Genomic DNA, 11,683 nt, shown 5'->3' with positions numbered 1-11,683 from the left:
GGGGCACGTCGTCTCCGTGCCCCCCGCCTTCTTCGCGGAACCGGTCGGAAGACACGCATGGACCCACTGTCCGACGGATCCGTTCCGCCCGCGATGTGTGGTGTGCCACCCGGTGGAACCATCGTCCGGGTCCGGGGCGTTTTTCCGGGTGCACGCGCGCGTGGCCGGTTCCGGGTGCCACGCGTGCGTGTGCTGATCAACAGGCGCCTCCTGCGCGTACTAAGGGGTCCGAGAGAAAGGCGGCTCTGTGGACCTGCTCGACATCCTGCTGTTGCTGGTGATCCTGGCCTACGCGGCGTCCGGCTACGGGCGCGGGCTGGTCGCCGGCTGTGTCTCCCTGGCCGGTTTCGTGGGCGGCGCGGTCATCGGTGTGTGGGTACTGCCGTGGACGATGGATCTGGCCACGCCGGGGACCACCGCGGCGACGGTCACCGCGGTGCTGACAGTGCTGGCCCCGGCGGTGCTGGGGCACGAACTGGCGGGGCGGCTCGCGCTGCGGCTGCGCCGGGAGCTGGACCAGGGACCGCTGCGGGTGGCCGACGGGATCGGCGGGGCCGTGGCCAACTCCGTGGCGGTGCTGATCGTGGCGTGGGTGGCCGCGAGCGTCCTGGCCGCCTCCTCGTCATCGCTGGTCACCTCGTCGATCCGGGACTCGCGCCTGCTCGGCACGGTGCAGGACACCATGCCGGACACGACCCCGGCCTGGTTCTCGCGGGCCACCTCCGCGCTCACCGAGGCGGGCTTCCCGCAGGTCTTCAACCCGTTCGAGAACGAGTCGACCGCCGAGGTCGCCAAGCCCACCGGCGACAGCGTCACGGCGGCCGCGACGAACGCCGCCAAGCTGAGCACCGTCAAGGTCGAGGGCATCTCCGGCACCCAGGGGCGCGAGGGCAGCGGCTTCGTGTACGCGCCGGAGCATGTGATGACCAACGCCCACGTCGTGGCCGGCATCGACGAGCCGAGCGTACGGGTCGGCGGGGTCGGACAGGCGTACGAGTCGCGGGTGGTGCTCTTCGACCCGGCGAAGGACGTGGCGGTGCTGTACGTGCCCGATCTGCGGGCGCCCGTCCTGTCGTTCGACGACGACGCGGCGCGCGGCGACTCGGCGGTCGTCGCCGGTTATCCGGAGGACGGCGATCTGAACCTCCAGGCGGCGACGGTCGCGAACCGGGTGCAGGCGACCGGCCAGAACATCTACAACGACGGCACCGTCTCCCGCGAGATCTACTCGATCCGCTCCACGGTCCGCCCCGGCAACTCCGGCGGCCCCCTGCTGACCACCGACGGCAGGGTGTTCGGCGTGGTCTTCGCCCGCTCCACCTCCGACGACGAGACCGGCTACGTCCTCACGGCCGCCGAGGTCGCCGCCGACGCCGAGCGCGCGTCGGACGCGACGTCACCGGTCGACACGGGCGAGCTGGTCACGTCGTAGCCGCGCGTCATCAGACCAGGAAACGGCCCATCAGCACGTCGTCGGCGTACCGCCCGTCCAGGCAGAACTCCTCCGGCTGGACTCCTTCGACGACGAAGCCCTCGGACTCGTAGAGCTTCCGGGCCGGTGTGTTGTGGCCGAGTACGCGCAGCGTGATGCGGCGGGCGCCCAGGCCGCGGGCCTCGTCGACGGCTGCGCGGACCAAGGCCCGGCCGACGCCCCTGCCGCGCGCCTCCTCCGCCACCACGAGCCCGCGGATCTGCCGTACGTGCGCGTTCGCGGCGAGCGGTGTGGGGAGACCGAGACGGACGTAGCCGACGAGGCGGCCGTCCAGTTCGGCGACGAGATGGTCGTCGGGGCCGCAGTGGTCCCGGAAGAAGGGATCGTACGGCGGCTTCGGCGGCGGGGTGACCGCGTGCCGGTACGACCAGGTGGTGCGGTCGAGGCGGCCCAGTGCCTCCTCGTCGTCGAGGACGGCCCGCCGTGTGTGGCATATGTGCGGATACGGCATGAAGGTCATCCTACGGCGCGGACACGGGGTCCCGCCCGGGGTTTTACGCGGTGACTGTGCAGGATGGGTCCATGGAACCTTCCCGTATCGCGGTGGCCGGCGCGTCCGGTCTCATCGGCAGTGCCCTGGTCCGGTCCCTCGTCACGGACGGGCACGAGGTGGTGCGGCTGGTGCGCCGGCCGCCCCGGGCGAGCGACGAGGTCCGGTGGGACCCCGAGCGGAGGTACGTGGACACGGCGGGGCTCGCCGGGTGCGGCGCGGTGGTCAATCTGGCCGGGGCGAACGTGGGTTCGCGGCGCTGGACGGAGGCGTACAAGGCGACGATCCGGTCCAGCCGGATCGACGGCACGGCGGCGCTCGCGGCGGCGATGGCGTCCCTGCCGTCGGAGGACCGGCCGCGGGTCTTCGTGAACGGCAGTGCGATGGGCTACTACGGCGAGACCGGCGACCGTGCCGTCGACGAGAGCGCGCCGCCCGGGACGGGCTTCCTGCCCGAGCTGTGCGTGGAGTGGGAGGGTGCCGCGGCTCCCGCCCAGGAGGCGGGCGTACGGACGGTGTTCCCGCGGACGGGGCTGGTGGTGGCCCGGCGGGGCGGGGCCTGGGGGCGGCTGTTCCCGCTGTTCAAGGCGGGGCTCGGCGGGCGGATGGGCGACGGACGGCAGTACTGGTCGTTCATCGCGCTGCACGACGAGGTCGCCGCGATCCGGCATCTGATCGACACCGAGGGCCTGTCCGGGCCGTTCAACCTGACCGCCCCGCAGCCGCTGACGAACCGTGAGATCACCGCGGCGATGGGGCGCGTGCTGCACCGGCCGACGCTGTTCACGGTGCCGGCGCCGGTGCTGCGGGCCGTGCTGGGTGAGATGGCCGGGGATGTGCTGGGCAGCCAACGGGTTGTGCCGAAGCGGCTGTTGGAGTCGGGGTTCACCTTCACGTTCCCGGGCATCGAGGGGGCGATCCGGGCGGCCGCGACACAGTGAACGCCGGTATGCGACCGCTGTGCGACCGTGCCCTGTCCATGCGCGACTGTTCCTGACCGATCACGGCCCTAACCTCGATTCGAACTCGGGTATCCCCGGAGCCTGTTGGGGGCATGACGTCTCCAGCGGCCGCGCAACCTCGAGGAGGGGCACGTGCTTGAGCCCGCGTACCAGGCGGACGTCGTCATCGTGGGAGCCGGGGTCGCCGGACTCTCCGCGGCGCATCGGCTGACCAGCGCAGGAGTGACGACCGCGGTCCTGGAGGCCGCGCATTGTGTCGGCGGCCGGATGGCGACCGACAAGGTCGACGGCTTCCGGCTCGACCGCATCGGACAGTTGCTGACCACGCCCTTGATGGCATATCCCGACCTACGCCTGTCCCCGGGCCTGGACGCACTGTTGCTGCGTTCCTTCGCGCCGGGTGTACTGCTGCACAGCGACGGGCGCCGGCACCGCGCGGGCGCTCCCGCGAACGCCGGGGGCGCGAGGGGCGCACTACATGCCGTGCGCGCCCTGGCAAGCGCCCCTCGGCCGGTGCCGTCGCCCCGGAGCCGGCGCGTGGGCACCGCCGTGGACCAGGCCCGGCTCGGCGCCTCGCTCGCCCGGCTGGGGGCCACGCCCGTCGAACGGCTGCTGTCCCGGCCCGAGTCGACCGCCGCGCAGGCGCTCACGGCGCGGGGTGCGCCGGCCCGTACGATCGACGGTTTTCTGCGTCCGCTGCTCGCCGCGCTGCTGTGCGACCCGGAGCTGACGACGTCCAGCCGGTGTGCGGATCTGACGCTGCGCGCCTTCGCGAGCGGGCGGCTGTGTGTGCCGGAGGGCGGTGCCGAGATGCTGCCGGAGCTGCTGGCGCGGGGGCTGCCGGCGGGCACGGTGCACACCGGCGTGCGGGTCACGTCGGTCGCCACGACGTCGGTGACCACGGCCGAGCACGGTGAGTTCCGGTGCCGGGCGGTCCTGCTGGCGACGGACGCGCGCACCGCCGGCGAGCTGCTGCCGGGCCTGCGCGTGCCGGACTTCCACCCGGTGACGGTCGTCCACCACACGACGGACGAGCCGCCGACGACCGGCGCGTCGCTGCTCCTCGACGCCGACCGCGGTGGCCCGGTCGCACACACGGCGGTCGTCAGCGAGGTCGACCCGAGCCGCGCGCCGGGAGGCCGCCCGCTCATCTCGTCGACGGTCCTGGGCCCTCCCCCGCCCGACCTCGACACCGCCGTGCGCATACACCTGTCCCGCCTCTACGGCACGTCGACGACGCGCTGGGAGACCCTCGCCGTGCACCACACCCCCGAGGCCGTCCCCGCGATGCGCCCACCGCACGACCTGCGCCGTCCGGTACGGCTGATGGCGGGTCTGTACGTGTGCGGGGACCACCGGGACACGAGCACGGTCCAGGGCGCCCTGCACTCGGGCCACCGGGCGTCGTCGGCGATCCTGGCGGACCTGGGGGCGGCCGGGTCGCTGCACAGGGCGGAGCCGTTACGGGCGGCGGCCTGAGCGCAGCACGGGGGCACCCCGCGCCCCAAAGGGCGCGGGGCTGTATCGATACGCGGCTCCGGGGCGATGCTCCCTATCCCAACGCCGCCACCTTGTCCCGGTACCCCCGTACCGGTGCCGCGTCCTTGTACGGCTCCAGCCTCCGCTCGAAGTCCTTGACGTACTCGATCGCCCGTACCGAGCGCATCTCGACGGCCTGGCCGGCGGCCTCCGCGCCGAGTTGGCAGGCCTGGTCGAGTTCGCCGAGGCCCAGGCGGGCGGAGGCCAGGACGACGCGGCAGAAGAGGCGGCTGCGGGCGTAGGCGGGGGCACGGAGTTGCAGGGAGCGTTCGGCGTGCTGCGCGGCGGCGCGGAACTGCTGGAGGTCGCGGTGGCAGTGGCCGAACTCGTCCGCCAGCTGCGCCTCGTCGAAGAAGCGCGCCCAGTGCGGGACTTCGTCGGCAGGGCGAGCGACTTCGAGGGCGCGTTCGGCGCGGACGAGGGAGGCCGTGCAGGCGCGCACCTCGCCCAGCACCCCGTGTCCGCGCGCCTCGACCGCGTGCAGCAGCGCCTGGACGACCGGCGGGGCGTTGGTGCCGACGCCCTGCTGGGCCACGCGCGCCAGCTGTACGGCCTCGCGGCCATGGCCGAGGTAGACGGCCTGGCGGCTCATGGTGACGAGGACGAACGAGCCGTACGCCCGGTCCGCGGCCGCCTGCGCGAGCCGCAGCGACTGCACGAAGTAGCGCTGGGCGAGGCCGTGCGCCGCGATGTCGTACGACGTCCAGCCCGCGAGCCGGGTGAGATCGGCGGCCGCGGCGAACAGGCGGCGGCCGGTCTGCTCGCCGTAGGTGCCGCGGAGCATGGGCTCGCACTCGTGCTCCAGGTAGCGCACGAGGGCCTGCCGGGCGTGGCCGCCGCCGTACATGTCGTCGAGGGAGCGGAACAGGTCGCCCACCGAGCGGAGCGCGGCGATGTCGCCGCCGGTGACCTTCTGCCCGGGGCCGCGTTCGGCCTGGCTGCGCTGGCGCGGTACCAACGGGCGGCCCTGGGCTGGGACGCGGGCGGGGGTTTCGCCGCGGGCGACCTTGTCGTCGGCGCGGCCGATCAGCCAGTCGCGGCTGGGGACGACCAGGCCGGCCGGGGTGAAGGCGATCTTGCGGAGCTCGGCGTGGCTACCGGAGTCCTTGCGCCACAGCCCGCTGACGATGTCGACGGCCTCCTCGGGGGTCGCGGCGAATTCGAGCCCCGCGTAGACCGGAGCGCAGGCGTCGAGCCCGAGGTCCTGGGCGCTGAGGCGGCGGCCGAGGCGCCGGGTGAAGACCTCGGCGATCAGGGCGGGGGTGGTACCGCGGGGCTGCTGCCCGCGCAGCCACCGGGTCACGGACGTCTTGTCGTATCTGAGATCAAGCCCGTGTTCGAGACCGAGTTGGTCCACGCGACGGGCGAGCCCCGCGTTGGAGAACCCCGCTTCTGCGATGAGCGCGGCGAGCTGGCGGTTGGGAGTGCGCTGCGCGGGTCGTTCCGTCATCTGCGGTGCGGTCTCCTGCCTTCGGGCCCTTCGCAGAGGCCGCTGCGGCCCTGCGGTGCCCGGATTGCCTGTGAGCAGCCCTTATGGCCTCTTGAACGGCGCGAATGTAGCGGAGCGTAAGCACCTGATCGCACATTTCGCCGCCCATTCATCCGATCGTGTGAGGATTGCCCTGCGGGGCTGACGGATCTCGGCCGGCCGGGCCGGTCGTACAGTGGCGTAGGCACGATTCGTGCCTTACGACCTTCTAGGGAGGCGCTTGCCGTGAGTGAGTTGCGGTTCGTCCGCATGGGGTTCGGCGCGGACGCTGTCGAGTACCAGCAGGCCTGGGACGAGCAGCGCCGGGTGCACGCGGCACGGTTCGGGGACGAGATCCCGGACACCTGTCTGCTCCTGGAGCATCCGCCGGTCTACACGGCGGGCCGGCGCACGGCGGCCAACGAGCGCCCCCTCGACGGCACCCCGGTCGTCGACGTGGACCGCGGCGGCAAGATCACCTGGCACGGTCCGGGCCAGCTGGTCGGCTACCCGATCCAGAAGCTGCCCCGCCCGGTGGACGTGGTGGCGCACCTCAGGCGCCTCGAAGAGGCGATGATCCGGGTCTGCGCCGAGTTCGGCATCGAGACCAGCCGGGTGGAGGGCCGGGCCGGCGTCTGGATCCTCGGCGACCCGGTGGAGCAGCGCCCCGCCCTCGGCGGACTCTCTCTGGACTTCGACCCGCGGCTGACCGACGACGAGTTCGACCCCCGCCTCAACGGCCCGGAGTACGCGCCGTCGAACGCGGGCCAGCGCCGCGAGGACCGCAAGATCTGCGCGATGGGCATCCGGGTCGCCAAGGGCGTCACCATGCACGGCTTCGCGCTGAACGTGAACCCGGACACCTCCAGCTTCGACAAGATCATCCCGTGCGGCATCCGCGACGCGGGTGTGACCTCCCTCGCCCACGAGCTGGGCCGCGACCTGACGATCGCCGACGTCCTGCCGGTGGCGGAGCGGCACCTGAAGGACGTTCTCGAGAACGCGGACCTGAGGCCGCGAGCGATCGAGAAGACGCCGGCATAAAGCCGGCCCGTTGGGGGTTCCCCCGGGGGCCAGCACCGACGCCGGGCCATCAAAACAACGGGCGTACCCTGGGGGACGCCGAAGAATCAAACGCTAGGGAGCCGGTCGTGTCCGCAGTCGCACCCGACGGACGCAAGATGCTGCGCCTGGAGGTCCGGAACAGCCAGACCCCCATCGAGCGCAAGCCCGAGTGGATCAAGACCCGGGCGAAAATGGGCCCCGAGTACACGAAGATGCAGAACCTCGTGAAGAGCGAGGGCCTGCACACGGTCTGTCAGGAAGCCGGCTGCCCCAACATCTACGAGTGCTGGGAGGACCGTGAGGCCACGTTCCTCATCGGCGGCGACCAGTGCACCCGGCGCTGCGACTTCTGCCAGATCGACACCGGCAAGCCCGAGGCGCTGGACCGCGACGAGCCGCGCCGCGTGGGCGAGTCCGTCGTCACGATGGACCTGAACTACGCCACCATCACCGGCGTCGCCCGCGACGACCTGGAGGACGGCGGCGCCTGGCTGTACGCCGAGACCGTGCGCCAGATCCACGAGCAGACGTCCGCCCGTGAGGCCGGCCGCACCAAGGTCGAGCTCCTGGCCCCCGACTTCAACGCCGTCCCGGAGCTGCTCCAGGAGGTCTTCGCCTCCCGCCCCGAGGTCTTCGCGCACAACGTCGAGACGGTGCCCCGGATCTTCAAGCGCATCCGCCCCGGCTTCCGCTACGAGCGCTCGCTGAAGGTCATCACCGAGGCCCGCGACTACGGCCTGGTCACCAAGTCGAACCTCATCCTCGGCATGGGCGAGACCCGCGAGGAGGTCAGCGAGGCGCTGCGGCAGCTGCACGACGCCGGCTGCGAGCTCGTCACCATCACGCAGTACCTGCGGCCGTCCGTGCGCCACCACCCCGTGGAGCGCTGGGTCAAGCCGCACGAGTTCGTGGAGCTGAAGGAGGAGGCCGAGCAGATCGGCTTCTCCGGCGTGATGTCCGGCCCGCTGGTGCGGTCCTCCTACCGCGCCGGGCGGCTGTACCAGATGGCCGTCGAGCTGCGTCAATCAGCTGCTCCGCAGCGGGGTGGTACGTACGTCGCCTCGCAGGCCGTCTGATGGCACGGAGTGCCACCCCGAGCGTGTGAATCTGCGCACAAGCCACTACCGCTCGGTAGTGGCCAACTGACGCGGTCCTGGACGTCCCCGCAGATGGGGGCACCGACAGGGCCGCGTCAGGGATTTTGGCTGTGAATCGAGGCTTCATTGGTGTTTGACCGGTCGGTCACGCCCTGGTAACACCAATCAGTGACCCTGGTTGTACACCCCGTGCACCGTCACCAGAGCCACCATTCCCGAGGGGGACTTCCATCATGCAGGCCGCGCCCGTACGCGCCACCGCCATCCCGTCGTTCACCGATGCACTCCGTGCCGTCGAGTCGCTGCTCATGAGCAGCGGCCAGCGCACCGCCCGCCGCAACGCCTGGACGTCCGTCCTGGAGGACCGCCGCCGCGCCAAGGACCGCGTCGAGGCGCAGCGTGTCCTGGAGCAGACGCTCACCTCCCGCATCTGACCCCGGTCCCCACTCCGCAGGGCACTGCCGTCGTCGGCACTCCCGGGGCCACGTAGACTTCGTGGCATGGCGAGGAAGGACACGGCAGCAGACGCTGCGAATCCCGGGCGACTGAAGCAGATCGCCCTGACCTACAAGATGACCCGCAGGGCCGACAAGAAGATCGGTCTTGTACTCGCGGCTGTCGGCATCAGCACCCTCGGTGTCTTTCTCGCGATCGGTTTCTTGATCGGTCACCCCATCTATCTCGGCATCCTGGGCCTCCTGCTCGCCTTCCTCGCGTCGGCGATCGTGTTCGGGCGCAGGGCCGAGCGGGCCGCCTTCGGGCAGATGGAGGGCCAGCCGGGCGCTGCCGCGGCTGTGCTCGACAACATCGGCCGAGGCTGGACGACGACACCCGCGGTCGCGATGAACCGCAGTCAGGACGTGGTGCACCGAGCGGTCGGCAAGGCCGGCATCGTGCTGGTCGCCGAGGGCAACCCGAACCGGGTGAAGAGCCTGGTGGCCGCCGAGAAGAAGAAGATGAACCGCATCGTCGCGGACGTACCGGTGCGCGATCTGATCGTGGGCACGGGCGAGGGCCAGGTCGAGCTGAAGAAGCTGCGGACCACCATGATGAAGCTGCCGCGCGTGCTGACCGGTCCCCAGGTGACCGCGACGAACGACCGGCTGCGCGCCATGGGCGACCTGATGAGCAACATGCCACTGCCGAAGGGTCCGATGCCCAAGGGCATGAAGCTGCCGAAGGGCGGGCCGAAGGCTCGCTGACTCCCTGCATACGACGACGAAGGGCGCCCGGATCACTCCGGGCGCCCTTCGTCGTCGTACGAAAACCAGTGCCCCAACAGGCACCATTCGCCCCGTCGCGACGCCCGGTACGCTCCGCCACTGCCTTAAGGGCGTGGGGGAGCGTGCCGGGCGCCGTGGGTGCTGTGCGGGACTTTCGAAACACCCCCTAGATCCGTACTTCCACGGTGCGCGCCAGCCGGTCGTGCAGGCCGCGGCCGTCGCGGTCCCAGATCAGGGCCGGGACGGCGAGGCAGAGCAGGGCCGAGCGCAGCAGGGCGCGCAAGGGGTTCACGGTGCCGGTGTCGAGGGTGACCACGCGGAGGCCGAAGAGGCGCTTGCCCGGGGTGAAGCCGACCGTGCCGACCGTGAGGACGTGCAGGACGAAGAGGATCAGCAGGGCCCAGTTGCCGGTCGCCTGCTGGTAGCCGTCGGTGATGAGACCGTATGCGATCAAGAGGCACAGGCCCCAGTCGACGGCGAGGGCGGCGAGCCGCCGTCCCGGGCGGGCGATGGAGCCCGGCCCCTCCTCCGGCAGGCCCAGCTGCTCGCCCCGGTATCCGAAGTCGACACCGGCTTCCTCGGCGGCCGCGCGGGGGCCCGAGAGCCACGATCCGATTGCTTCCCTCTTGTCCACCCGTCCACCGTACTGGGCCCGTTTTGGAATACGGACAGGTGGGGTGCGGCGAGCGATGTCCGGTTAACGTGTGTGAAACAAATGGGTCACGCCCGAGAAATCACGCGTCCCTAGGGTCGAGGTCAGCGTGTGCCACCGCACTGGCCGCACGAACGAACTACCACCCCGGCACGGACGGTCGGGAGTAGGAGGAGCTGGATGTTCCAGAACGCCGACGAGGCCAAGAAGTTCATCGCGGACAAGGACGTCAAGTTCATCGACGTCCGGTTCTGCGATCTGCCGGGCGTGATGCAGCACTTCACGGTGCCCGTCGATGCGTTCGACCCGGACGAGGAGCTCGCCTTCGACGGGTCCTCGATCCGCGGCTTCCAGGCCATTCACGAGTCCGACATGGCGCTGCGCGCGGACCTGTCGACCGCCCGGGTCGACCCCTTCCGCCGCGACAAGACGCTGAACATCAACTTCTTCATCCACGACCCGATCACCGGTGAGCAGTACAGCCGTGACCCGCGCAACGTGGCGAAGAAGGCGGAGGCGTACCTGGCGTCGACCGGTATCGCGGACACCGCGTACTTCGGTCCCGAGGCCGAGTTCTACGTCTTCGACAGCGTCCGCTTCGCGACCAGCGCGAACGAGTCCTTCTACCACATCGACTCCGAGGCCGGCGCCTGGAACACCGGTGCCATCGAGGACAACCGCGGTTACAAGGTCCGCTACAAGGGCGGCTACTTCCCGGTCCCGCCGGTCGACCACTTCGCCGACCTGCGTGCCGAGATCTCCCTGGAGCTGGAGGCGGCCGGTCTCAAGGTCGAGCGCCAGCACCACGAGGTGGGTACCGCCGGCCAGGCCGAGATCAACTACAAGTTCAACACGCTGCTCGCGGCCGCCGACGACCTCCAGCTCTTCAAGTACATCGTGAAGAACGTCGCCTGGCGCAACGGCAAGACGGCGACCTTCATGCCGAAGCCGATCTTCGGTGACAACGGCTCGGGCATGCACGTCCACCAGTCGCTGTGGACCGGCGGCTCCCCGCTCTTCTACGACGAGGCCGGTTACGCGGGCCTGTCGGACACCGCCCGCTACTACATCGGCGGCATCCTCAAGCACGCTCCGTCGCTGCTGGCCTTCACCAACCCGACGGTGAACTCGTACCACCGTCTGGTGCCGGGCTTCGAGGCGCCGGTGAACCTGGTGTACTCGCAGCGCAACCGCTCGGCCGCGATGCGTATCCCGATCACGGGTTCGAACCCGAAGGCCAAGCGCGTCGAGTTCCGTGCGCCCGACTCCTCCGGCAACCCGTACCTGGCCTTCTCGGCGCTGCTGCTGGCCGGCCTGGACGGCATCAAGAACAAGATCGAGCCGGCCGAGCCGATCGACAAGGACCTGTACGAGCTGGCTCCCGAGGAGCACGCGGGCGTTCCGCAGGTCCCGACCTCGCTCCCGGCCGTCCTCGACTCCCTCGAGGCCGACCACGAGTTCCTCCTCCAGGGCGACGTCTTCACCGCCGACCTGATCGAGACGTGGATCGACTTCAAGCGCACGAACGAGATCGCTCCGCTGCAGCTGCGTCCGCACCCGCACGAGTTCGAGCTCTACTTCGACGTGTGATCGGACCGCGCGTGCGCCACGCGTGAGCCGTCCCGGTGCCCCCGTTCCTGTTTCTCAGGGCGGGGGCATCGTCGTATCGTTTCTTGTACTGCTGTTCGAGAGGCA

Annotated in this window: 11 protein-coding genes; 8 read left to right on the top strand and 3 right to left on the bottom strand. The window is 70.8% G+C overall.

The features are described 5' to 3' along the window. Positions 1–247: 247 nt before the first annotated feature. Positions 248–1,432, top strand: coding sequence for a MarP family serine protease (locus AQJ91_RS00770; RefSeq protein ID WP_067014630.1), 1,185 nt, complete (start codon positions 248–250; stop codon positions 1,430–1,432). 10 nt (positions 1,433–1,442) lie between these two features. Here AQJ91_RS00770 and AQJ91_RS00765 read toward each other — a convergent pair whose 3' ends face one another. After that, positions 1,443–1,952, bottom strand: a complete 510-nt coding sequence (locus AQJ91_RS00765) for a GNAT family N-acetyltransferase (RefSeq protein ID WP_067014626.1) — start codon at positions 1,950–1,952, stop codon at positions 1,443–1,445. Positions 1,953–2,014: 62 nt separating this feature from the next. Between AQJ91_RS00765 and AQJ91_RS00760 the strand changes: the two genes are divergently transcribed. Then, positions 2,015–2,923 carry a TIGR01777 family oxidoreductase gene (locus AQJ91_RS00760; protein WP_067014623.1) on the top strand — a complete coding sequence of 303 codons (909 nt, stop codon included), beginning with the start codon at positions 2,015–2,017 and terminating at the stop codon, positions 2,921–2,923. Positions 2,924–3,076: 153 nt separating this feature from the next. Then, positions 3,077–4,423 (top strand): NAD(P)/FAD-dependent oxidoreductase, encoded by a 1,347-nt coding sequence (locus AQJ91_RS00755; RefSeq protein WP_067014619.1) that lies wholly within the window; start codon positions 3,077–3,079, stop codon positions 4,421–4,423. A gap of 73 nt (positions 4,424–4,496) precedes the next feature. On the opposite strand, the gene AQJ91_RS00750 is transcribed toward AQJ91_RS00755, so the two are convergent. Next, positions 4,497–5,933 carry an NsdA family TPR-like regulatory protein gene (locus tag AQJ91_RS00750; protein ID WP_067014616.1) on the bottom strand — a complete coding sequence of 479 codons (1,437 nt, stop codon included), beginning with the start codon at positions 5,931–5,933 and terminating at the stop codon, positions 4,497–4,499. Positions 5,934–6,197: 264 nt separating this feature from the next. Here AQJ91_RS00750 and lipB point away from each other — a divergent pair, with 264 nt between their 5' ends. From lipB to AQJ91_RS00730, 4 genes are all read left to right on the top strand, one after another. Continuing rightward, positions 6,198–6,995: a lipoyl(octanoyl) transferase LipB gene (lipB, locus tag AQJ91_RS00745; RefSeq protein ID WP_067014613.1), complete on the top strand. Its 798-nt coding sequence runs from the start codon at positions 6,198–6,200 to the stop codon at positions 6,993–6,995. Positions 6,996–7,102: 107 nt separating this feature from the next. Then, positions 7,103–8,092, top strand: a complete 990-nt coding sequence (gene lipA / locus AQJ91_RS00740; RefSeq protein WP_067014611.1) for a lipoyl synthase — start codon at positions 7,103–7,105, stop codon at positions 8,090–8,092. Between the two features lie 254 nt (positions 8,093–8,346). Next, positions 8,347–8,547, top strand: a complete 201-nt coding sequence (locus tag AQJ91_RS00735; protein WP_067014608.1) for an SCO2195 family GlnR-regulated protein — start codon at positions 8,347–8,349, stop codon at positions 8,545–8,547. A gap of 66 nt (positions 8,548–8,613) precedes the next feature. Then, on the top strand, positions 8,614–9,315 hold the full coding sequence (locus AQJ91_RS00730; protein WP_067014605.1) for a DUF4191 domain-containing protein: 702 nt from the start codon (positions 8,614–8,616) through the stop codon (positions 9,313–9,315). Positions 9,316–9,502: 187 nt separating this feature from the next. Here the strand turns inward: AQJ91_RS00730 and AQJ91_RS00725 are convergent, their stop codons facing one another. Beyond that, entirely contained in the window at positions 9,503–9,970 is a 468-nt protein-coding gene (locus tag AQJ91_RS00725) for an RDD family protein (RefSeq protein WP_067014603.1), read from the bottom strand. 198 nt (positions 9,971–10,168) lie between these two features. Between AQJ91_RS00725 and glnA the strand changes: the two genes are divergently transcribed. Then, positions 10,169–11,578, top strand: coding sequence for a type I glutamate--ammonia ligase (glnA, locus tag AQJ91_RS00720; RefSeq protein ID WP_067014600.1), 1,410 nt, complete (start codon positions 10,169–10,171; stop codon positions 11,576–11,578). The last annotated feature ends 105 nt before the right edge of the window (positions 11,579–11,683 follow it).

This window comes from Streptomyces dysideae, from assembly GCF_001514305.1.
GTDB classification, from domain to species: Bacteria; Actinomycetota; Actinomycetes; order Streptomycetales; family Streptomycetaceae; genus Streptomyces; species Streptomyces dysideae.
This window is presented reverse-complemented; position numbering and strand designations above follow the sequence as displayed.